Annotated in this window: 35 protein-coding genes; 2 read left to right on the top strand and 33 right to left on the bottom strand. The window is 49.2% G+C overall.

The window, feature by feature from the left end:
• Positions 1–6: 6 nt before the first annotated feature.
• Genes NZD86_RS11930 through NZD86_RS11920 form a run of 3 tightly spaced genes read right to left on the bottom strand, consistent with a single transcriptional unit; the run spans position 7 to position 4,035 of the window.
• Complete coding sequence (locus tag NZD86_RS11930) at positions 7–2,172, bottom strand: hypothetical protein (RefSeq protein WP_268041854.1); 2,166 nt, start codon at positions 2,170–2,172, stop codon at positions 7–9.
• A gap of 4 nt (positions 2,173–2,176) precedes the next feature.
• A complete protein-coding gene (locus NZD86_RS11925) occupies positions 2,177–3,592 on the bottom strand; it encodes a PBSX family phage terminase large subunit (protein ID WP_268041852.1) in 1,416 nt (471 codons plus the stop codon).
• Positions 3,593–3,594: 2 nt separating this feature from the next.
• Positions 3,595–4,035: a terminase small subunit gene (locus NZD86_RS11920; RefSeq protein ID WP_326492560.1), complete on the bottom strand. Its 441-nt coding sequence runs from the start codon at positions 4,033–4,035 to the stop codon at positions 3,595–3,597.
• A 73-nt stretch (positions 4,036–4,108) separates the two neighbouring features.
• Here NZD86_RS11920 and NZD86_RS11915 point away from each other — a divergent pair, with 73 nt between their 5' ends.
• Together NZD86_RS11915 and NZD86_RS11910 are read left to right on the top strand one after the other, a co-directional pair.
• Complete coding sequence (locus tag NZD86_RS11915; RefSeq protein WP_268041850.1) at positions 4,109–4,294, top strand: hypothetical protein; 186 nt, start codon at positions 4,109–4,111, stop codon at positions 4,292–4,294.
• Between the two features lie 309 nt (positions 4,295–4,603).
• Complete coding sequence (locus tag NZD86_RS11910) at positions 4,604–4,987, top strand: hypothetical protein (RefSeq protein WP_268041848.1); 384 nt, start codon at positions 4,604–4,606, stop codon at positions 4,985–4,987.
• A gap of 176 nt (positions 4,988–5,163) precedes the next feature.
• Here NZD86_RS11910 and NZD86_RS11905 read toward each other — a convergent pair whose 3' ends face one another.
• The 30 genes from NZD86_RS11905 to NZD86_RS11760 form a co-directional block, all read right to left on the bottom strand.
• Positions 5,164–5,427, bottom strand: coding sequence for a hypothetical protein (locus NZD86_RS11905; protein ID WP_268041846.1), 264 nt, complete (start codon positions 5,425–5,427; stop codon positions 5,164–5,166).
• Complete coding sequence (locus tag NZD86_RS11900) at positions 5,424–5,765, bottom strand: dATP/dGTP diphosphohydrolase domain-containing protein (protein WP_268041844.1); 342 nt, start codon at positions 5,763–5,765, stop codon at positions 5,424–5,426. Before NZD86_RS11900 ends, NZD86_RS11905 begins: the two co-directional genes overlap by 4 nt.
• A gap of 4 nt (positions 5,766–5,769) precedes the next feature.
• Positions 5,770–6,003 carry a hypothetical protein gene (locus tag NZD86_RS11895; RefSeq protein ID WP_268041842.1) on the bottom strand — a complete coding sequence of 78 codons (234 nt, stop codon included), beginning with the start codon at positions 6,001–6,003 and terminating at the stop codon, positions 5,770–5,772.
• 720 nt (positions 6,004–6,723) lie between these two features.
• On the bottom strand, positions 6,724–7,425 hold the full coding sequence (locus tag NZD86_RS11890) for a hypothetical protein (protein ID WP_268041840.1): 702 nt from the start codon (positions 7,423–7,425) through the stop codon (positions 6,724–6,726).
• Positions 7,426–7,573: 148 nt separating this feature from the next.
• Complete coding sequence (locus NZD86_RS11885; protein WP_268041838.1) at positions 7,574–7,801, bottom strand: LexA family protein; 228 nt, start codon at positions 7,799–7,801, stop codon at positions 7,574–7,576.
• Positions 7,798–8,343: a crossover junction endodeoxyribonuclease RuvC gene (locus NZD86_RS11880; RefSeq protein WP_268041836.1), complete on the bottom strand. Its 546-nt coding sequence runs from the start codon at positions 8,341–8,343 to the stop codon at positions 7,798–7,800. The genes NZD86_RS11885 and NZD86_RS11880 overlap by 4 nt, the downstream gene beginning before the upstream one ends.
• A complete protein-coding gene (locus tag NZD86_RS11875; RefSeq protein WP_268041834.1) occupies positions 8,340–8,630 on the bottom strand; it encodes a hypothetical protein in 291 nt (96 codons plus the stop codon). Before NZD86_RS11875 ends, NZD86_RS11880 begins: the two co-directional genes overlap by 4 nt.
• Positions 8,627–9,040 (bottom strand): hypothetical protein, encoded by a 414-nt coding sequence (locus NZD86_RS11870; RefSeq protein ID WP_268041831.1) that lies wholly within the window; start codon positions 9,038–9,040, stop codon positions 8,627–8,629. Before NZD86_RS11870 ends, NZD86_RS11875 begins: the two co-directional genes overlap by 4 nt.
• Positions 9,037–9,426: a hypothetical protein gene (locus NZD86_RS11865; protein ID WP_268041829.1), complete on the bottom strand. Its 390-nt coding sequence runs from the start codon at positions 9,424–9,426 to the stop codon at positions 9,037–9,039. Before NZD86_RS11865 ends, NZD86_RS11870 begins: the two co-directional genes overlap by 4 nt.
• Positions 9,423–9,662, bottom strand: a complete 240-nt coding sequence (locus NZD86_RS11860; protein ID WP_268041827.1) for a hypothetical protein — start codon at positions 9,660–9,662, stop codon at positions 9,423–9,425. The genes NZD86_RS11865 and NZD86_RS11860 overlap by 4 nt, the downstream gene beginning before the upstream one ends.
• Positions 9,631–10,020 (bottom strand): hypothetical protein, encoded by a 390-nt coding sequence (locus tag NZD86_RS11855; RefSeq protein ID WP_268041825.1) that lies wholly within the window; start codon positions 10,018–10,020, stop codon positions 9,631–9,633. The genes NZD86_RS11860 and NZD86_RS11855 overlap by 32 nt, the downstream gene beginning before the upstream one ends.
• Complete coding sequence (locus NZD86_RS11850; protein ID WP_268041823.1) at positions 10,020–10,346, bottom strand: hypothetical protein; 327 nt, start codon at positions 10,344–10,346, stop codon at positions 10,020–10,022. Before NZD86_RS11850 ends, NZD86_RS11855 begins: the two co-directional genes overlap by 1 nt.
• 6 nt (positions 10,347–10,352) lie before the next feature.
• Complete coding sequence (locus NZD86_RS11845; RefSeq protein ID WP_268041821.1) at positions 10,353–10,538, bottom strand: hypothetical protein; 186 nt, start codon at positions 10,536–10,538, stop codon at positions 10,353–10,355.
• A complete protein-coding gene (locus NZD86_RS11840) occupies positions 10,535–10,783 on the bottom strand; it encodes a hypothetical protein (RefSeq protein WP_268041819.1) in 249 nt (82 codons plus the stop codon). The genes NZD86_RS11845 and NZD86_RS11840 overlap by 4 nt, the downstream gene beginning before the upstream one ends.
• Positions 10,784–10,909: 126 nt before the next feature.
• On the bottom strand, positions 10,910–11,350 hold the full coding sequence (locus NZD86_RS11835) for an RNA polymerase sigma factor (protein ID WP_268041817.1): 441 nt from the start codon (positions 11,348–11,350) through the stop codon (positions 10,910–10,912).
• 17 nt (positions 11,351–11,367) lie between these two features.
• Positions 11,368–12,138 carry a Myb-like DNA-binding domain-containing protein gene (locus tag NZD86_RS11830; RefSeq protein WP_268041815.1) on the bottom strand — a complete coding sequence of 257 codons (771 nt, stop codon included), beginning with the start codon at positions 12,136–12,138 and terminating at the stop codon, positions 11,368–11,370.
• Positions 12,110–12,268: a hypothetical protein gene (locus NZD86_RS11825; RefSeq protein WP_268041813.1), complete on the bottom strand. Its 159-nt coding sequence runs from the start codon at positions 12,266–12,268 to the stop codon at positions 12,110–12,112. The genes NZD86_RS11830 and NZD86_RS11825 overlap by 29 nt, the downstream gene beginning before the upstream one ends.
• Positions 12,265–12,420, bottom strand: coding sequence for a hypothetical protein (locus NZD86_RS11820; protein ID WP_268041811.1), 156 nt, complete (start codon positions 12,418–12,420; stop codon positions 12,265–12,267). The genes NZD86_RS11825 and NZD86_RS11820 overlap by 4 nt, the downstream gene beginning before the upstream one ends.
• A complete protein-coding gene (locus tag NZD86_RS11815) occupies positions 12,417–12,788 on the bottom strand; it encodes a hypothetical protein (RefSeq protein ID WP_268041809.1) in 372 nt (123 codons plus the stop codon). Before NZD86_RS11815 ends, NZD86_RS11820 begins: the two co-directional genes overlap by 4 nt.
• A complete protein-coding gene (locus NZD86_RS11810; RefSeq protein WP_268041807.1) occupies positions 12,788–13,129 on the bottom strand; it encodes a hypothetical protein in 342 nt (113 codons plus the stop codon). The genes NZD86_RS11815 and NZD86_RS11810 overlap by 1 nt, the downstream gene beginning before the upstream one ends.
• A gap of 105 nt (positions 13,130–13,234) precedes the next feature.
• Positions 13,235–13,432, bottom strand: a complete 198-nt coding sequence (locus NZD86_RS11805; RefSeq protein ID WP_268041803.1) for a hypothetical protein — start codon at positions 13,430–13,432, stop codon at positions 13,235–13,237.
• On the bottom strand, positions 13,429–14,154 hold the full coding sequence (locus tag NZD86_RS11800) for an ATP-binding protein (protein WP_268046856.1): 726 nt from the start codon (positions 14,152–14,154) through the stop codon (positions 13,429–13,431). The genes NZD86_RS11805 and NZD86_RS11800 overlap by 4 nt, the downstream gene beginning before the upstream one ends.
• A 34-nt stretch (positions 14,155–14,188) precedes the next feature.
• Complete coding sequence (locus NZD86_RS11795) at positions 14,189–15,103, bottom strand: DnaD domain protein (protein ID WP_268041801.1); 915 nt, start codon at positions 15,101–15,103, stop codon at positions 14,189–14,191.
• A 6-nt stretch (positions 15,104–15,109) separates the two neighbouring features.
• Positions 15,110–15,664, bottom strand: coding sequence for an endonuclease domain-containing protein (locus NZD86_RS11790; protein ID WP_268041799.1), 555 nt, complete (start codon positions 15,662–15,664; stop codon positions 15,110–15,112).
• Between the two features lie 85 nt (positions 15,665–15,749).
• Positions 15,750–16,091 (bottom strand): hypothetical protein, encoded by a 342-nt coding sequence (locus NZD86_RS11785; protein ID WP_268041797.1) that lies wholly within the window; start codon positions 16,089–16,091, stop codon positions 15,750–15,752.
• A gap of 4 nt (positions 16,092–16,095) precedes the next feature.
• Positions 16,096–16,338 (bottom strand): LysM peptidoglycan-binding domain-containing protein, encoded by a 243-nt coding sequence (locus tag NZD86_RS11780; RefSeq protein WP_268041795.1) that lies wholly within the window; start codon positions 16,336–16,338, stop codon positions 16,096–16,098.
• 28 nt (positions 16,339–16,366) lie between these two features.
• On the bottom strand, positions 16,367–17,281 hold the full coding sequence (gene recT / locus NZD86_RS11775) for a recombination protein RecT (RefSeq protein WP_268046855.1): 915 nt from the start codon (positions 17,279–17,281) through the stop codon (positions 16,367–16,369).
• A gap of 19 nt (positions 17,282–17,300) precedes the next feature.
• Positions 17,301–18,248, bottom strand: coding sequence for a YqaJ viral recombinase family nuclease (locus NZD86_RS11770; protein ID WP_268041793.1), 948 nt, complete (start codon positions 18,246–18,248; stop codon positions 17,301–17,303).
• The gene (locus NZD86_RS11765) at positions 18,245–18,406 is read right to left on the bottom strand and encodes an immunoglobulin domain-containing protein (protein WP_268041791.1); all 162 of its coding nucleotides are present in this window, start codon (positions 18,404–18,406) and stop codon (positions 18,245–18,247) included. Before NZD86_RS11765 ends, NZD86_RS11770 begins: the two co-directional genes overlap by 4 nt.
• Complete coding sequence (locus NZD86_RS11760) at positions 18,403–18,606, bottom strand: hypothetical protein (protein ID WP_268041789.1); 204 nt, start codon at positions 18,604–18,606, stop codon at positions 18,403–18,405. The genes NZD86_RS11765 and NZD86_RS11760 overlap by 4 nt, the downstream gene beginning before the upstream one ends.
• Positions 18,607–18,718 lie beyond the last annotated feature (112 nt).

The following is an 18,718-nucleotide window of genomic DNA, read 5'->3' as shown; positions in this document are numbered from 1 at the left end:
CCTCCTTTAGTCGATTGGGACGAACCTATGCGGACAATTCGGATGTAATGGAAGCGTGAGCGTTTGAGCCCGGTCCAATGTATACGGTGCCCCGGCTATGATGTCAGCACATGCCTCATGTTCCGTGGTCGTAGGCTCGACGCCATAAGTTGTGTCCGGCGCATGCACAGTATCATGCGCAAACATCCCTTGATGGTACGCATCAGCGGCTTCGTGTTGGGCAATCTGCGATGACTTGTAATCCATTCGTTCATCTGCCCACTGTTGCATCATCTGACGGACGCGAGATAGTTGTTCTTCCGCTTCCAACTCGGACGTGAAATCAACAGCCTCATTCCATGCGTTATTCAACTCGCGCATGTAGGTATCTGTTGTGTCCTTCGCAATTTGGTTCGCCTGCAATTGCAATTCAAGGGATGTCTGAGCGTCCGGGTTACGAATTAAACTCGTACCCTTTGCGCGCGCTCGGGCGTTGTAACTATCGACGTATGTGTTTCGGTAGAGTTGATAGAGTCCACGTGACAACTGATGCTGAATACCGTCGCGGATACTCATAGACGCCTTGATTCCCTCAAGTGACATCGCATGCTTGGCTTCATCGCGAACATGCCGCATGAGAGCCAGGTACAGCGCAATGAACTGTTCCTCGTTCTGGTTATCCTGTGAGTCTTGGTTGTCACCGGATGAATCTAGCCGCATGCGACTGTTTGCGCTCGGTGGAGGCGTTGGAGGTACAGACGGATTCTCCTGTGTTGGCGTCTCTGGTTGCTCATGCTTGTTCTTCAGTTTCTCAACCAATTCGGGTGGAATATCGGCATCCAAACCAAGCGCCTTGCGAATCTCAATAGCAGCTTCTTCCGGCGTGATGTAGAAATTTGAATCAGCGGACTCGACATTCTCAATGCGCGCCTTCAAGTCTCCCTGTTGCTCATTCTCCGAGCGCAAGTCAATCGGGGCGTAATCAACATCGACGCGAGTCTGCACACCTTTGACCCTTGCAGCCATAGAAAAAGCCCGCGACCAGAAACGTTTTGTGACGTTCCGTGCGGACTCGACCGTCTTAATATAGATTTGTGTGTCTACGCTACTGTATGTCTCCGTACTGCCCTGGTGCCGTGACAACATGGTCAGCAGAGTCTTGAGCGCGGTTGCAAGTTGTGTATCAATGACGTCAATCAACTTCTCGATGTCGATTGCAGGGCCGCGCATACCCTCGACATACTTCACCTCGACACTATCCCAGTGAATCATTGCATCGTCGGGATTAAGCGAACTGAACAGGTTTTGATACTCAGTCAGCTTTCCAGACAACCAATTGCGTTGGGCGTTCGGGTCAGCCTTAAACTGCGCCGGCATGTTCTTGAGTATGACTTCCTCAAGAATCTTCACGTCCATGCGAGGATAGCCTTGGTTGTGAACTACCGCCTTGATATCTTGCAGCACTTGCAGATGGAAGAACACAATTTGAAGCACCGGTAGGATGGGCGATCGTCCATATGGATCATCGACCATCGGGTCCAACTCTTCGTAGATGAATGTTGGCGTGTCGATCTTCTTGTATTGCCCGAACCATTCCCCACCTTGGTCAGCCTGGTCGTATTTCGGAAACCGGACATATTGCCATGGCTCTAGGCGTTGATCATCCGGTCGTCGTCTAAACCAAATGAGCATCGGATCGACAGGAACAATATCCACGACATCATTACACTGTTCATTCAGTACAACTTCACCCGCACATGCCCCGCGAACCATGACCATCATGCGTTGAACCCCGTCGAGTTTTGCCAGTTCCCGACCAACTTGATATCCCGGCGACGGCAACGGTGTGTTCATCATGTCGACTAGCGCATCTATTGTCGTCTGCGCGCCTTCGTTATCCGCTGTAAACGTCATCTCCGTCTCACCCATGCGAAGATACGTGTGCAGAGCGTGTGAGACGTCTGGATGGACGCTTACGAGCAGTTCAAGTAATTCCTCAGCCGTATAGTTCTGTAGCTTCGTGAGGTCGATATTGTGCGCCGTCTGGTACTTCTTCGGGAGCCAATTGAAGATGTTCCATGGGTTCGCGTTCTTTGGGACCGTCATGCGACCGGATCCCATCATCATTCGCTTGATGTTTGCCGGAATGATGGCGGTACCGATGCGATACAACACTTTTTCATACCACTTCAAGGCATCACCTCCTTATCGTCACACCACTGATATCTGGCAACATGACATGACCAATGGATTCCGGTCTGCGCAGTCGCATTTGATGTGCGATGCCATATGCCATGACACGGTCATCCTTTGCACCATCCGGCGTTCCTTTACCCTGCGCCTGCGGCTTACCTTGCTTGTTACGCACGAACGTCTTCATTTCGTTGATGAGTTCCGGGTCACCTATCGGGCAAACGCCATCACGAATAACCTCGATGAGGTAATCAATGAGGATCGGACGCGTCATAGTGTTTGTGGGCCATCCAGGCTTCGTTTCGTTTTTTCCTGAATCAGTGTTGTACTGGTCGTGATAGTAGAGGTTTGGATAGAAGGAATAGTTTAATAGGACATTCACTACCGAGTGGCCCATATTGTTGATCTCGACACCCAACAGGGCCATGTTGTAGTAACGGCCTAGCCAGTCAAGTTGCCACCCATACAGGTCACCATCGATATGTCCATGGAGAACCGCGACGTCTTCCCCGGTTTCGTGATCGATGACGTAGGCTGCAGAGTAGTCGCCCTCTGGCAATCCTTCCGCAACGTCAGCACCAATGTCGTACTCACGGCCAGCTTCCGGATGTTTGCGAATCTCAAGTTCGCCATTCTCATCCTCAACCAACCTCCCGTTGATGTGATCAATACGGTACCGCATGCCTGCAGTTGTATGTTGCATAAGGTCTTGCAGACGCTTTTGCGGGAATACCGTCTTGCCGAGGACGCCCCACTGGCCGAGTGCATAAACCTCGTAGAAATATGGGTCAGTGTCCTTGAAATCCTCAAGTACACGAATTGACGTTTCATCGAGGAATCGATTGTCCTTATATGTCGAGTGGAGCGTTGCGCAATCTGGTTTCTTACGGTCGAAGAATTCCTTCTTGAGCCAATGGTTCACATCAATTGGGTTAAACGTGATGATCATCTGTTTGTAGTGCTTCGTCTTGGTACGCAAGCGGATGTCTAGCTGCCGATAGTCTTCAGGCGCAATCTCTGACGCTTCTTCAATCCATACGCCCGTGATGCCATGAATGGATTTGAGCTTTTCAACGTCATCCAGGCCAGCGAATAGAATCTCATTTCCGTTCACGCATCGGATACGCAAGTCGCTCTCGTTAATTTTGAACAGTGTTCCGAGGTTCCAGCGACTAATGACGGACTTGAGCTCACCGAATACACTCTCGCGCAGGGTCACTTTAACTTTCCGTAATACGAGGAATCGATGATTCTGCTCCATGAGCATTCGGACGATGATTTTCTGCGCGGCAAACACTGATTTACCTGAACCGCCACCGCCCATGAGTACGAGATAACGGTCACGATTCTTATAGAGAGGGTAAAACTTGTCGTTCGTTAAGTCCGGCAGACGAGTTAAATCAACGGTGACTTTCGGCATATCTAATCATCCCAGTCGGGAGGTGGTTGAATTTCGATGGTTGTATGCATATTCGCATCGACCTGTTGCTTATCGACCCACAGCATATATCGCTTACCGAGTAGCTCAGCAGCCTTCACACGGTCACGCAGGCTCGGGTCTTTGTTCGCCATCTCGAAGTAGTCATGCATGATGATGGGTACCTGTTCTGTTTCTTCACCACGCATGACACCGGTTAAGAATTCAAGCACCTCGTCTTGGGAGGCAACGCGAGCGGACTCCTTTTGCGCCATGCGTTCCGTTATATAGTTTTGAATGTCTAGTTTTGACAAGTTTTCACTCGCAACACGGTTCAAGTTTTTGCCTTTGTAACCAGCTTTCCTTGCCGCCTCGGTCGCGTTTCCTGTCTCTATGTAGTAATCACAAAATGCCTGTTGTTTCGGAGTGAGCTTCACATTGTTCACCACCTCTTACTTCTTCTATGTGATTTCGGAATAGTTTGGGTTTACAATAAAATTGGACAAGGGGGTGGAATATTTGAGCAGGACTGAATCAGCTACCGCAATCATTACAGCCATGATAGAGGCAGGTGCATTTCAACTTGGGAGTGCTGAGACTCCGGATGCCAAAACCGAACGCGTGGCCTCTGCGTTCCAGAAGATTTACCAAGCTGTAGAGCAATCTGAACACAAGCGAATCTCAGCCCCTATTGAGGTTAAGTAATCGAACGCAGTTAAAACGGGCGAGCGACTATAAGCTACGCCCGTTTAGCTTTTATCTTTCTTCTTCCGCTCCGCTCAAGCTCGCGCTCTAACTTCGCAACACACCGAATGCTATTCTCACGCATATATTTGATCGCTATTTCTGAGTAGTGGCCGGTTAGGTTTGTATTCCTCATGTAACCACCTCATCGCGATAGTCTGAAAGCACTCTAGGACGGGCGAGCGCCAATTGGTTAAACACTCGCGAAAGTATTACCGTTCTAGGCTACGCTCGGAATATGGATTCCCCACCACTGGAATACTTATCTTCATGGACCGAAGAGAGCAAGTCGCCAAAGTGAAGCATCTTATCGCATACGCCCGATGGTTGATCGTCGTCGTTCTTCTTTTGGTTTTAATCATTGAGATAATTAGTTTCATCATCAAATGGAGCCAACTGGCAGCATATCCAGAAGTAATAATCAATTCTTATCACGAACTAGCAGACGATATTTTCTCTGTTCTCGTGGTTTATGAAATATTTGACTTACTGTATACGCTATCTCCAACCCGTCTCATGGACGTTGTGTTGTTAACGATTGCTCGCAAAATCGTCTTGGCTCCAAGTGAAACAGGGTTAGTTCAGTCTGTCATTTCTTTTGCTATCCTGCTCATCATCCGCCTTGTATGGTATAGGTTTAGCAAGCACGAATAAATCTGGCTGTCTGTTACTCTCCAGGTCTTTGTCTCAGTGCTCCACGCCTGCACTGATAAGTATTCTGGTATCCGGGTACGTTTTCGTTTCTTTACCACCACCCTAAACAATTTGATATGGTTTGCTCGCTAGTTACAGAGAGGATTGAGTGACTAAGTCGCGCTCGCTGGATTTACTTATTTACTCCGATGTACAATTGCAAGAACCGACCATCGGACACCCGAGTAGATACCATACAAAATGAGAAGTGCAAGAAATAGTAAATCAACAAACACTCCAAGCATCTCCCACCAGATCACGACGTTCGATACAGTATGGGGAGTAACCACTTTCAACCACCCCAAAACATCTTTAGCCAAAAAGAGAAGCACACCAGGAATAAGGAAGGACAATACATAAGCCAGAATGTATCTATCGAAATTCTTCATCAACCAGTTCACGTTTCCATCTCCTTCGCCACAGCCATCATCAAACGTGTGAATGCATGCGCTAAATGGTCTTCCGCCGTATCCTTCGCAAGATGCAGGTATATGTGATTCAGAGCGTGGTTGATGTGGTCATTGGTCGGTATCTTACGCCAGTTGTTGTCGTCGTACTTTTGAGCGCCTTCGTAGAGGATGCGTGCGAGTTCGCCGATTGCTTTCGGGTCAATTAGGTCATATCGACGTTGGATGAGAGATTGTTTACCGCCTTGTTCGTTGGTGTGGATTTTGATTCCGTCTACTCGTGGAACAACCTCGCCACATTGGGAACATGGCCACCATTCAGCATATACCATCATCTCACCTCACCATCGCATATCGTTTCGGTCTCAATGCTCCGTGTTTGCGTTCAAGCGTATCGGCGGTTGTTATGGCTTTTCCGAATTCTCGTTCTGTAAACTCTTCATACCATTGGTCTAAAGGGTCTCTTTTCGGTTTAGATGGAGGAGGGACAGTCACCCACTCTGTCACGAGTCCCGTGAGTGAGTCGTACACATAGTCTTTGTCGTCCGCTGGGAGTCCGACCTTTTTCATCGGGCAGTGGGCACACATGCATGTGCCGCGAGAGGAGTCAATGACCTTTAGATACACGCATGGGTATTGTTCTTGGCATGGATGCATGTGTATACACCACCCTAAAATCTTTTTGTATGGTTTGCTCACTTGTTTCTCACGTGTCATGTGCGACTTCTCTGTGTTCGCGGGAGGTCTTCTCTGCTGTTAGCGCTCCGACTCGCGCGCAACTACTACCACAGGGTTACAACGCGGTGCACACGCGTTCCTGGGCCGCCTGGTCCGCTGTCATAGCACCAACGCCAGAGAAGAGTCTGGCGCGAGGTTTGACGATCTACGCGGGAATGCTCTATTTTGCTGGTCATACCCAGCGCTCGTGCTCCGACTCCGTGCAGGTTCCCATATCCTCACTGTCAGAGCACCAACGCCAGGAACGGGGCCCGGCGTGTTATCCACTATGAACACCAAAGGACACCACCCCCTTGGCGATTGGAACAACAAAAAGACGCCCGCGGGTGAGCAAGCGCCTTTCGTTAGAGTTCCCAAGTACCATAATACACTGGAATTTCGCCCATATACTGTTGACCTACTGTTGTTTTACTGTTGATTTTTAAGCCCTTCGCCCAAAGAATTTCGCTCGACACTCAGCGCATAGGATCAATTTGTCTTTCCGGAATAAGAAGTCGATCACGTCATGCTTTGATTTGCAATGTTGGCAACGCATACTATGCCCCCTTAATGTTAGCATAAGCCGACTGCCCACTTGTCAAACTGATGTAATGCCTTATGTCGTGTTGACCTGTATGTTTCTGGACTATGGAACCTCGCTACCCATACGCTATACTTCTCGCCCTGCACATATCGTCCCCACAAGAAGTCATGCCACTCAGGGTATCTCAGCGCCATCCCGTTCAAGGCATTGTCTATCGCTCGTTTTCGTGCTCCGAGGATGATTAGTTCCTCTTCGGCTTGCTCAATTTCCCTCTCGCGCATATGAACGTATTGCTCCGGTCCGGTTAACTTAACTGTCTCGCGCGTGAATATTGAGTACGCTTTTTGGAGTGTCTTTTCTTCCTCTTCGTCCTCAGACTGAGCATACCGTAATTGGCGAGCGACTATACCCGAGTGTGCATACGGTGCGTTCTTCGGCAGATTCACCACTCTTGCGGTTGCTTCAGCGATAATCTGCAGTCGTTGCGGCAGTGGTTGTCCAAGTTTCGCCAAAATTTCCGGATCATCCTCTACTGGCCCCATGGGCGAAATTGACGGCAGACATCTTGTTAACTCACCACTTATGATTTTCTGCTGCGTCTCAATCTCCATATCCAGGTCAAGGTACCCACGTAAACGTTCAATTAGCCATTGCTCGCGGGCTGACAAGTCCTTTTTGTCCGGCTCCTCAATAAGTCTAATTTGATCGGCATTCACTCTAGTTCTTGCCATCCGCATCACTCCTTTTCTTATACACAGAAGGTTGTGAATATCCTGTGGACTACTCGTGTTTTAAACATTCACCTTTTGCCCATACTGTGATTGCCGCGAAGTTTCTTTCTCTCCGCTAATACCGCCCAGTTCACGCTGTGGCGGTATTTTATTTAACAATCCGCAACGTTCGAGGTGCACCGTCTATCCAATCGACATAGCCTTTATCACGCAGTCTTCCAAGGTGTTGATGCACTGTAGATGTCGATTTCATGTTGAGTATTTCACCAATTTCACGAGTTGTTGGCGGGTACCCATTTGCCTGGACGTGTTCCTTGATGCAATTTAGTACGTCTAATTGTCTTTCTGAAAGTGCCGTCTGCTTAGCAGCCATCATCCTGCCACCTCCCTAGCCTTTATCTCAGCCGCCGCAACACACAATGCACACGCATCAGACACGTCATACAGTCGCTCTCTTACTTGTCCCTTACGCTTCTTGTCCTTGTAGTACACGGGTATCGCTATCGAGTCGTAATCCAGGTCAAAACGTGCTTGAAGTGCTCTAGCCACATCCTCTTTTTCGGCCCCGGCGTGGCCTATGGTGTGCAGTTTCCCGAGTTGAGGTGCTAACTCCATCACAGACACATTAGACTGCTCTGCAGCCAGCTTACATGCCGCGTACACTTCGATGAGTTTCCGTGCTACATCACCGTTACGAAGAGCCATCGGCTTTTCTAACGCGACAACGTCTGGACGATGGTCGAATATCCAGAGCTTAACGATCTGGAACATAGCGGACATTGGACTCTCATCACACTTGCTTAAATCGATAGCTGAGAAAGTGACGAATGCTAAGTCTGTGTCATTGTTCATCCAATCCGATTCAAAGAGCGCGATGCCTGCATGATGTGTTGCATGGTCGACTCCTAGGATCTTCATGTCTCATCCTCCTGTCGTGGTGCGTGCTTGGCGAGGAAATTACCCAACTCGCAATCTGACTTGTGACCTTTATCTTTGGATGACTCGCAATATGGGCAGTGGTCGGATTCGTACCACGAAGCAGATGCGCACCATTGCATATCTTCAACCCACTCCGTTAACTCCGACACCTGCCGTTGCAAGTCGTGGATTGTGGCAATGAGATTTGCTATCCTCCACTCATGTCCATGTGTTTGTTCGATTTCCCGAATGAGGTCGTTACTCAAAACGCGCCCATCGGTTGTCATAACCGTTCAATCTCCTCTCGGTACCTATTGAGCACTTTGTTCAGCCGTTTGATTTCGGCACCCTTCCCGGCACATATATTCCGCAACCGTTCGATTTCGGCGTCCTTCTCCGCTATCTTCTGTTGTGCTTCCTCCAGTTCATCGAATATCGTGCTCGGTGGACTGGGTTCGATTTGTGAAGCCATATATGCTTCGTTATCGCGCAATGTGTGTTCATACTGTTGGATCGTCTGATTGGCTGCGTCGAGTTCAATACGCAATCCCGCCACTTGTGCAACCGCTTCGTCTCTCCGCTTTATCTCCGCATCAAATTGAGCAAGCAACCATCGAACTCCTCTTTTGTTGAATAGAGATTCTTCGTCAGACTCGCACCATTTCCGTATCTCATCCAACTGCTGTGCATCCGTCATTCCGAATCACCCACATTCACCCATAAACGCTTCGGTTCGAATGGCTTGCATCTCAGCAAATGCACAGGTATTTCACCGGCATACGACTCCGATTTCTCTTCCCTAACACCAACAAAATTCATGCGCTCGCTGTAATACACCCTGTAATATCCGTACTCAAAGTCCCAACCAACGATCTTTCCGATCTCACCTTCACCAGTTCCGAACACGCCATCAAAATACGATGTTCCCTTCTTGATGATGTAGTCGCCCATGTGAAACTGCTTGCTTTCGAGAAACTCCGTGGTCTGCTCATGTTGCTGTACAAGCCGCCGATACTCGTTGACCGCATTCACCGCTATGTCGTATTCACGTTTTGACGATAGTTCCAGTTTGAATCCCGTCACTCTGACCGCTTCCCTTCTGTATCGTCCTCACTAAGCCAAACTTGTTCAAGTTGGCTATACCAATCGTCGTCGTTGTAAATCTTGTTGATTGCGTATTTAATGGAGTTTACAGTTCGCACTGGATTCCCATTGTGAAAGTCGCGATTCACAGTTTCTGCAATCACCTTTAATGGCACTTGCTGATCGTAGTCATGGTCGATCGCTTCAGCTTCTGGGTACGTGTATGGAACTCTCATCATTCCCACCATCCTCTGCGTCTGCTCCCTTACCTGCGTCAATGGCTGAGAGTGTTTGACGTGCCTTGTCGTATATCTCACGGTCCCAGATGCTGAGGTCATGCTCCTCCTCGCCCATCCACTCAACGATCCATTCCAACGCCTCTCGCATCCTCAGCCAATCGCGTGCTAGTTGTGGCATGAGGTTACGGGACTGTGCGATGAAATCGGCGTCATGGAAGCGAAGCGGTTCGTCGATGATAATTCCGTACGGATCCGTGATTATGCTCCCGTTGTCGGTATATCTCCTCCATGGCCCCTCAGACACTTGAATTTCCAACGCTATCAACGCTTCTACGCTTTCTCTTGTGAGTGCCATCACACATCAACTCCTTTTGCACCGAGATACGCTAGGGATATAGCTTCAGGCATCGTCCAAGCGGATGCGGAATGTGAACCTAACGAAGCTTCCCAACCTGTATGTGGATGCCCATTCAGTTCAAAAAGCATCTTTGATTTCTCAACCAACTCCATTGCATGTGCTACAAGGACAGATGGTCTAAATACCCTGAATGACGTCGGTGTGTCGAATGTATGAATTGCATTCACCGAAATCGATAAATCATCGTAAACCGTGTACCCTGCAGTTTCGGACAAAAGTTTGTCTCGTTCTCTTTCCGTCATCTCATCCCATTTGAGCGACATCCACACTCACCCTCTCACCTTGTATACTCCGTACAACACCACAAACTCGATCATCACGAGGAGTGCCGATGTAAACGGCCACTCCCCTTTTATCCAGTTCACCAGTCCCGTGTAGGTGCTCATGGTGATGTTTAGCCATATCAGTGGAATCGTGTACGGTTGGCGTGACCACATGGAGAATAGCCATTTCATGTGGATCTCCCTAACTCTCGCTTTAGTTTCTCGGCTTCCTCTTCACTCATTTGTTCCGAAGGAGGCCGTTTGTTGTAGTGATACCAAATGAAATCCCTGAATAGGGAATGCAGTTTAAACGCCTGAAGCATCAAGTCAAAGACGTACATGTACAGGTGATAGATGAGTATCAAACAACCGGCAACTCCTGCTGACAACAAGATCCATAGACCTGCTATAGCACCGTATGTTGCTGCGGTCTCCATCAATCGTCACCCTCTCTCAAGTATCGAAACTGCAATGTTGGTTACCTTATCTAGGCATCGGCGAGACTGTAACGGCAACTCCTTGATCAGCTTCCTGCAGTGACGCCACTCGCCGATGCATCTTGTTCACGCACTCACTCCGTAAACTTCATTGGCCATGCATAGGTACTTTTCACGTAGTCGAGCAATGCCTTTGTTGTAGTGGTGAATCGCGTTGCTGTAATGTGTTCCGACCAAGGCACCTATCTCTCGAAATGAGAACCGCTCCACAGCGTGCAGATATATTGACTCGGCCTGCGCGGGAGTGAGTGTCTTATCCTCAATCCATATCCGCAGAGCAGAAATTACCCTGTCGTACGATTCGTCAGTTTGAGCTTCTTTGGCGGCGAGTACCTCTTCGTATGTCTTTTTGCCCATCATTACCCGGTTGTAGCTAACGACTCGACTGTCGTACATCTTCCGACATTTCCGACATTCGGATTGATAGCCGTCCTTCCGTGCGCGATTGCGTTGGAATTCTTCGATGGGTAACGTTCGGTTACAACAGGGGCAATACTTTTCATTCAAAGTGATTGCCTCCCCGCTCATTTGTTTACCGCCTCCATCCGCTTAAACTTGTAACCCATCCGTTCGAGTTTCCCGCGTATTCCTAATGCGCTTTTTCCTAGCTTTTCGGCCATCGTGTTATATCCGTATCCTTTGTGGTACATATCGACCAACTGTTGAACCTCAGCCTTTGTATATTTCACGTGCCGATCCCTACGTATTGGTTGCGCTTTAATTCCCAGGTCGTACAGCCTCCGCTTTATCGCCGCCTCAGACCGTCCCAATTCCTTCGCTACGGTCGGATAGTCGTATCTGTGGGCATTCACTAGGGAACGTAGTTTCATATCCTCCTGCGCCGTCCAGGGCCGTTTAAATCGTTTTTCATATGAACGCTTGTCCAACTCCCGTTTCTCTTTGGCCCATTCCGGTTCGGGGCCGAGGATATTCGGCTCCAATCTCGAAAGGTTGACGATGTGTTTGTGCGACTCCGCCCACTTCCAAAAGTCTTGGTATCGAATCACCAGACATGTCCTAGACTCAGCTAACACTCTTGGTTTTGCAGGAAAGTCGTGTTCCCTTACCCATTCACGCAATATTCCATAATATGTTTTTAACTCGACCGATAGTTGGCTGAGTGTAATCCCGTCAACGCATGTCCTATTGTCACCCAGTCCCAATTTGCCAGCCTTCAATTTCACCGCTTGTACAGAGCGTCCAAGGCGATTCGCAATCCCCTTGATACTCAACTGCCCCCATTTGTCCTCGAGGTACTCAACCTCATCAGCCGTCCAGTTTGGCTTTATTCCCATCATCCATCACCGCCAATGCTTCATCTGCGATACACCAAATCGTGACCAAGTCATCACCAAGTGCTTCTCGACGGATATCCATTAGTGCTTTTCGAGCGATTGATAACTGTTGCGCATCATCGATGCTCATTTTGCAAGCACCGCCTCATAATGCTTCTGTACCCGTTCAATCCGCTTCTGCAGACTGGAGTTCTCTTTCATCAACTCAAGGTACTTAAGAGTAGATATAGCCCTCATGTTGTTGGCTTTGAGCCATTGTGTTACTTCTGGTGGTGGGGTCATTGGGATTCCTCCTGGAGAACCGCGTCGATAATATCCCGAATCCTTATCATTTCTGGATCTCGATATTTGTAAGTACCAAGGCCCCATGCGTTGTAGGCGATATGAGCCGCCATCGAACCTTCACCATCTCGGATGATCTGGTGTCTCGGTATGTCAACCGATTCTCCTTTTTCAGCCAACTCACAGGCTGCTTTCCACGCATTGATTTCTTTCTCACTGCACATCTCAAAGTCGGGTACAAAATCACGTGGATCATCCACACACGAAGCAGAACCGTATCCCTCAACTTCCGCTTGTTCGGATACCAACTCCCGTATCTGTGGTAGCGCTTCAAGTAGTTGCTTCATCTTGGCGTTATTTACATCCATCACTCTTCCTCCTCATAAACCTCAATCGACACGTCGATGGTTGAGTTGCAGCGGAAGCAGTCGCCGTTGTATTGAGTCTCAACGCTGTCGGTGTCATATTCATTTAGCCGATTCCCACACCGTGGACAGAAGTTCACATGGCCTCCATCCCACTGCTCTTTTGTGCATATAGGGAGCGCAACGAAGTTCTTGTATCGAACGCCATCACCAAGCAAGACATCTTTGCTTGCGATCTCTGCCACCTCGTCCGCTGTAACTTCAATCGATGTTTCAGCGCTGACTGTCAATGTATCGGTCTGCGCCATGATCCGGTAAATCAACTTTTCATCTGTCTTCTCCATCACTCTTCCTCCTCATACTCGTCATTCACCATCCGTACTGCTTCTCGTTTCACACTCTCGGGTACATCTAGGAACACTAGGTACCTCATGATGTCTCCTGCTATCTCACGCGCCGTGATAGGCGAGTTCTGTATCTCCATCTCTTGCACTTGCTATCCGTTCCTCTCCATGCCATTCCAAGCCGCCTACAAAGGTCATGTATCCTTTACGCTTACCTATGGCGTTCACTGCGTCGTATAGTTGCTCCATGGTTAGGCCACGGTTGTCCATTTGCAGTTGAATGAGATCGATAAAGTCATTCACTGCTTCATCCCCTTTGTGCGCCAATCTGGACCATCCATCTGCACTCCCCGGCACATCTCGAGGATCCGAGACAGGATTGCCTCGCCGTTGTTCGGGTACTTCTGAGGAAGTTTGAATACATCCATGTTGGTCGTTACCAGAATCGGCTTATTGTGCTCGTATCGGGTGTTGATGATCTCGTATACCGTCTGCTCAACCCACTCCGTGACTTTCTCTTTGCCTAGTTCATCAATGACGAGTAGTCGGCATCTAGTGAGGCGCTGGAACACCTTCAACTCGGTTTCCTTGTCATCCGAATACGTGTTCCGAATCTGAGCCAGAAGGTTTGTCACGGTCCCAAATATCACCGAGTGTTCCCGACTGAGTAGCTCCATCGCGATAGCTGCACATAAGTGCGTCTTCCCACGTCCGACCCTTCCTGACAAGATGAGTCCATGTGGTGATGATGGTTCGAAGTCTCGGGCATATGCCTTGGCCATCTCGTAAGCCTGTCTGTTTTCCGGTGTGACCTGGAAGGCTTCAAACGTCCGTGTCTTCCATCGTTCGGGCAGCAGGCTTTGTGTGAACAGTGCTCGGATGCGTTCTCTACGCTCATTCTCCAATCGGAATTCCTCTTCAGCCTTCAGCCGTTCATCAAACTTGCGCCAATGCTCTTGTGCTTCAGGGCATGTACACCTTTTGGCACCGAAGGGTTTTTCACGGCCCCCGAACATAAGCGTCATCATTGGTTCGATATCGGCCCCGCACCAATTGCACTTAGGTTTCCCATCCACGATAGAATGCGTCGCGCACGTCCTCTCCGTACTCAGATGGCTCAGTGCGTTCTCCAGGTCCATGTCGTGATTTCGCCTCCCTTGTTGCAGTGGTGGTTATCGTGATTTTCATTCCACCGTCCGCAGTCCAGTTTTGAAGGATGCTGTTAACGTAAGCCGGTCGTCGCTTGTTCTGAAGAACCGCTTCACGGAATGCATTTTCAATCCATTCGTCGGAATAAATGTCCAACCATTCGAGTAAGAATCTCTTAACAGTGTCGTTAACTTGTCCCATTCCGCTTTCTTGATAGAGTCGAGAGACTTTAGCTAGACGGTTGTCATTAGACAACGACAACGAGTGTTTTTGTTCTTGGGTTGCCGACATCTCTCTCAAAGCACTCAGTACCGTGTCGCCTTGTTGTTTTTTCTCTTGATCTTGAATTAACTTCTCTTCTCTTCTCTTTACTTCTCTTAGAAGAGGTTTGTAAGAACTCTGTAAGAACTCCGTAAGAACGTCTCTGTTTACGGTGTACTTACCAGCTCTTGGATTCGAATCGTAAGGGGCCCATTCGATCCACTCTGGAAGAGGAACATCTGGCTGTTGTGGACTCTTTAATACCTGATGCTTTTGAAAGTTGTACAGGTATAGGCACTGTTTGTTGCCGGACGTATACGGCACTAACTTCCCTGTGCTTACAAGATGGTCTCTCCATCCCTCAATGACCTCGACGGTTACATCTGAGTCTGTTGGAGACGGGTACAATTCGAGTTTGAAGGCGAATGGCGAGTCTTCCAGGCACCCCGAATCGTCAGCGAGTTGTATGAGCCCTTCATAGAACCACCGAAGATCCCGGGGCCACTGCACAAGTTCAGGGTCTTTCCAAAATGTCGCCTTTATCTGCCTGTTGTGCAGCTGCACCCGTCCTCACTCCTCTCGCCTTAGATCCTTCGTATCCTTTTTCATTAGCAAGTCATCGAATATTTCCGATAGGTCTTCCATGACGCGACTTGGGTTTGAATACAACTCGCTTCCTGAATACCTAAGAACTTTGTAACCAGCCTTTGTTAAGTACCGATCTCTGCGCTTGTCACGTTCAACTTGTTTCTTGGTCTTTTCGTGAAACTCGTGCCCGTCGCATTCGATTACAATCTTTAGGTCCATGAACTCGACCAGGTAATCTACGCGATAGTTCCCTATTTCTACTTGAGTTCGGAACTTCAAATTGTATGGTCCCGTTCTAGGACTTCCCCACTTCATTTCCTGAAGTTGCAGATAGACAATTCCCTCAATCGGAGAATCGGTGTGCCACTTAGCCGTAAACACGGTATCTACGACCTCATGCACTCGGCACACGATCATGTGCTTAGCGAACTCGATACATTGATCTTCAAAATCGCCTTTTCTATCCTCCGTAGTTACCCCAATTTGGACCTTTAGCGGCATGACTACATTAACGACTTGATCCATCACACGAGACATTGAAGTCACCTCCATCCGCATGTAATAAAAACCAAAAATCTGCATATGCTCATATCGTGGGATGCGCGCGCAACACTCACGCCAATCAACGAAATCTCAAGGGTTCTCCCTCTTCTGCTGCTAGTTCCATGCCTTCTGCCAGGTCTAGTGCCTGAATCTTGTCTCGGTCATCATCCAGCCAACCAGAAACGAGTTCCCGAAGCCTTGGAGCCACTTGCTTGCATTCTTCCGGTGTCAACTCACCATCACAGTCCGAGTGGTCTAGGAGTGGCTTAATATCATCGACCATTTCATCGAACGAACGGGTGCCGCCGAATCCCTCCATTTCATCAAGCGCGAATCCGATCTGCTCCGCCAACCGTCTCCGAAATCTCATGAATCCGCTATATGCCCAATGTGCATCACAATGGCTAAAATCGAGTCCCATACGATTACCTCCCCACCGGAATGACTAACTCTTGCCCCGGCTGTAACTCATCACTCGTTAATCCGTTACGCTGATCGATCCAGTCTCTTGCCTTACGCGGGTCATCACGTTTGTCATACTGCTCGATAATCGACCACTCAGATTCCCCTGGGGCGACTATGTAGGTCATGGTCTTGGTGTTAGCAGGAACGTCACCTTTGTTACCTCCGTAGTGGACCGCTACACCTGTTACAAGTGCAGCGGCCATGAGGAGGATGGAGGCGGCGCCAAACGTCCTAGAGATTGTTGATCTCGTCGAGTTGCTCTGGTGTGAATAGTGGCTTTCCTTCACTGTCAACCTCGACAGGAGGATCGGATTCGTTTGTAGCTGCGGTCTCTGCTTCAGCGCTGGCGACATCGTTTGGCACCTCCGTTCCGAACTTGATATCGTCATCCGAAAGGTCTAGCACTTCCGTCATATCCGGAGCGATCTCGTCCTTGACCGACTCGTCTTGTGCGATTGCACGCATCACTTCGATGCTGATTGGAAGGTACTTGGATAATCGACGTATGACCGTTTTCTTTGCCATCTCGTCATAGTCCGTCTGCCATGGGCCACCGTCTCTCGCCTTGGACCTCGCTCGGATCTTCTCGATGTCCTCTACAGGCATAACCTCGACTTGGTGACCGCCGCCCTTGAACTTGGCGTAAGCGTAGTAGAGATATGGTTTGCCTCGGTCCTTGAGTGCCGGACGGTGAATCAACTTTTCTTCAAGACCGTACTCGAAGATAAACTCGTCATTCTCACACACTTCATGAGCGGCAATGCTTTCGATGTCCCCACTCCGCCTCGCTAGGTCGATAAGCCCTTTGTAACCAATAACGAACTGCACTTCCTTCACGCCAGCCTTCCGGTTATTGAATGGAACGAGGTATGCGTGGCCTAGAAGCCCAGGCTCCAAACCAAGTTGAGCGCACTGCATGATTGCCGCTAACAGGCTCGGTACTGTGCATTCTCGAAGAGTCGGCGTGGTCCTTAACTGAGTCACAGCAATGCGTGTGAAACGGTCTATATCAAGGTGTTTAGGGAGTGCCTGTTGCATGGCCGGGGCCATCTCTTGAATCCAGTCCTCGACGGTCTGAGGCTTTTTCTTATCGACACTATTTGTGCGGTTGGCAAGTTTGTTTTGAAGATGTTCAGCGTTCTTCACATTCCCCAATTTGGACACCTCACTTCACTAGGAATTTGCGAATCGTCTTATTGGACGCGTATTTTGCAAATAACTCGGGATGCTCGTTGGCAAATGCTTTTTTATCGAAGTCCTGTTGGACGTGTGACTTCCATGTGATTTTGTGGTCTCCATACCGCGCAATCTCGTTGTCGCGCATCATGGCCTTGAGTTTGTTTACCGCAAGCTCTTTTTGCTCTTTGGCGGCCTTTTCGTTATCCAAAGCCTCTCGATACATGCGGATCCACTCCGCAGCTTCGTTAGGCAATGTCGTAGATGAATCTGGGCGTGATTGCGGATAAAGAGCACTAAGAATCTTTGTGCTATCCGCAGAACCGTCAATCGGTGGCGGATTCCTCGTTTCAACCCGTTCCCAGAACTCCTTGGCACTCTCCACCATGTACCCGATGATGTCTTCATTCCGCTCCATTTCGTGTGAGTAGAACTTGTTTCCACCAACTAGGACTGCGAATGCTCCCCACTGGAATCCAGTTATCCAGAGGTACCATTGCAGTTGAAGGATGTACTGTTCTGGGACAATGCCTTCCGACCATTCCTTGGATTGAAACTCCGAAGCCGTTTTAACTTCGAGAATCCCGTGTCCTCGTTGTTTGTTGAGAATGATCCGGTCCACGTTCGCCAAAGCCCAAGGATAATCGGGATGCTGATACATGAAGTTCCGACGTTGGACGGCATAGCCTGTGCGACGTTTGTACTCATCTGCCACAACCGGTTCGAGCAACGTGCCAAAGTGCATTGCATCATTCTCTTCAACCGGTGGGAGTTCGCCAATCTTATCGAGGTAAACCGACAATGGTGACTTCCAAGGGTTCACTCCGCATATGGCGCCAATATCCGAGCCACCAATTCCCTTTCGACGGTTAGCCAACCACTCGTCATGACTCAGACCGGATGTGCGAACCAACACTTCAGCTTGTGTGAGACTCACTCTTCATCCCTCCGCTTCTCTGACTCTGGCATCTGACATCCTGCGTGAAAGTACCAACCACTCACGAAATCCTGTGTATACGCTTCATCCGACTTCACTGGGTATCCGCATACTCGACAGGTACCTAAGCGTTCCGGTTGTTCTGCTACCGCCGTCATACTGCCACACCTTCCTTCGCGCACCCCGTGCAATACTCATGACCATCGGCTGTCTCAACGAGGTCATCCGTGATAACCCGGCAGTCGTCGCATGCGGAGAGTTCAGCCCCCGGTTGCCAGTAGCACTCTGGACACTCGTCGTTCCGCAAAGGGACTTCACACTGTGGGCACTTCCCGTCCGTTGTTTCGGTGATCTTCATACCGTCACACGCTCCTTTGTTTGTTCCGCCGCAATCTCAGCCGTACACTCGTTGCAGATCGTGTCCCTTTGGTGCTGGAACTGGGCCCTTCTTCTCCACTCGCTACACTCGA

Source organism: Alicyclobacillus dauci, assembly GCF_026651605.1.
GTDB lineage: Bacteria > Bacillota > Bacilli > Alicyclobacillales > Alicyclobacillaceae > Alicyclobacillus > Alicyclobacillus dauci.
This window is presented reverse-complemented; position numbering and strand designations above follow the sequence as displayed.

What these genes read in the sequence shown, in the direction of transcription:
- NZD86_RS11925 (WP_268041852.1), bottom strand. Translation starts at nt 3,592, where the DNA reads ATGCCGAAAGTCACCGTTGATTTAACTCGTCTGCCGGACTTAACGAAC.
- NZD86_RS11910 (WP_268041848.1), top strand. Translation starts at nt 4,604, where the DNA reads ATGGACCGAAGAGAGCAAGTCGCCAAAGTGAAGCATCTTATCGCATAC.
- NZD86_RS11900 (WP_268041844.1), bottom strand. Translation starts at nt 5,765, where the DNA reads ATGGTATATGCTGAATGGTGGCCATGTTCCCAATGTGGCGAGGTTGTT.
- NZD86_RS11895 (WP_268041842.1), bottom strand. Translation starts at nt 6,003, where the DNA reads ATGAAAAAGGTCGGACTCCCAGCGGACGACAAAGACTATGTGTACGAC.
- NZD86_RS11890 (WP_268041840.1), bottom strand. Translation starts at nt 7,425, where the DNA reads ATGGCAAGAACTAGAGTGAATGCCGATCAAATTAGACTTATTGAGGAG.
- NZD86_RS11885 (WP_268041838.1), bottom strand. Translation starts at nt 7,801, where the DNA reads ATGATGGCTGCTAAGCAGACGGCACTTTCAGAAAGACAATTAGACGTA.
- NZD86_RS11880 (WP_268041836.1), bottom strand. Translation starts at nt 8,343, where the DNA reads ATGAAGATCCTAGGAGTCGACCATGCAACACATCATGCAGGCATCGCG.
- NZD86_RS11875 (WP_268041834.1), bottom strand. Translation starts at nt 8,630, where the DNA reads ATGACAACCGATGGGCGCGTTTTGAGTAACGACCTCATTCGGGAAATC.
- NZD86_RS11870 (WP_268041831.1), bottom strand. Translation starts at nt 9,040, where the DNA reads ATGACGGATGCACAGCAGTTGGATGAGATACGGAAATGGTGCGAGTCT.
- NZD86_RS11860 (WP_268041827.1), bottom strand. Translation starts at nt 9,662, where the DNA reads ATGAGAGTTCCATACACGTACCCAGAAGCTGAAGCGATCGACCATGAC.
- NZD86_RS11855 (WP_268041825.1), bottom strand. Translation starts at nt 10,020, where the DNA reads ATGGCACTCACAAGAGAAAGCGTAGAAGCGTTGATAGCGTTGGAAATT.
- NZD86_RS11850 (WP_268041823.1), bottom strand. Translation starts at nt 10,346, where the DNA reads ATGTCGCTCAAATGGGATGAGATGACGGAAAGAGAACGAGACAAACTT.
- NZD86_RS11845 (WP_268041821.1), bottom strand. Translation starts at nt 10,538, where the DNA reads ATGAAATGGCTATTCTCCATGTGGTCACGCCAACCGTACACGATTCCA.
- NZD86_RS11840 (WP_268041819.1), bottom strand. Translation starts at nt 10,783, where the DNA reads ATGGAGACCGCAGCAACATACGGTGCTATAGCAGGTCTATGGATCTTG.
- NZD86_RS11830 (WP_268041815.1), bottom strand. Translation starts at nt 12,138, where the DNA reads ATGGGAATAAAGCCAAACTGGACGGCTGATGAGGTTGAGTACCTCGAG.
- NZD86_RS11825 (WP_268041813.1), bottom strand. Translation starts at nt 12,268, where the DNA reads ATGAGCATCGATGATGCGCAACAGTTATCAATCGCTCGAAAAGCACTA.
- NZD86_RS11820 (WP_268041811.1), bottom strand. Translation starts at nt 12,420, where the DNA reads ATGACCCCACCACCAGAAGTAACACAATGGCTCAAAGCCAACAACATG.
- NZD86_RS11815 (WP_268041809.1), bottom strand. Translation starts at nt 12,788, where the DNA reads ATGGATGTAAATAACGCCAAGATGAAGCAACTACTTGAAGCGCTACCA.
- NZD86_RS11810 (WP_268041807.1), bottom strand. Translation starts at nt 13,129, where the DNA reads ATGGAGAAGACAGATGAAAAGTTGATTTACCGGATCATGGCGCAGACC.
- NZD86_RS11800 (WP_268046856.1), bottom strand. Translation starts at nt 14,154, where the DNA reads ATGACGCTTATGTTCGGGGGCCGTGAAAAACCCTTCGGTGCCAAAAGG.
- NZD86_RS11790 (WP_268041799.1), bottom strand. Translation starts at nt 15,664, where the DNA reads ATGTCTCGTGTGATGGATCAAGTCGTTAATGTAGTCATGCCGCTAAAG.
- NZD86_RS11785 (WP_268041797.1), bottom strand. Translation starts at nt 16,091, where the DNA reads ATGGGACTCGATTTTAGCCATTGTGATGCACATTGGGCATATAGCGGA.
- NZD86_RS11780 (WP_268041795.1), bottom strand. Translation starts at nt 16,338, where the DNA reads ATGGCCGCTGCACTTGTAACAGGTGTAGCGGTCCACTACGGAGGTAAC.
- NZD86_RS11765 (WP_268041791.1), bottom strand. Translation starts at nt 18,406, where the DNA reads ATGACGGCGGTAGCAGAACAACCGGAACGCTTAGGTACCTGTCGAGTA.
- NZD86_RS11760 (WP_268041789.1), bottom strand. Translation starts at nt 18,606, where the DNA reads ATGAAGATCACCGAAACAACGGACGGGAAGTGCCCACAGTGTGAAGTC.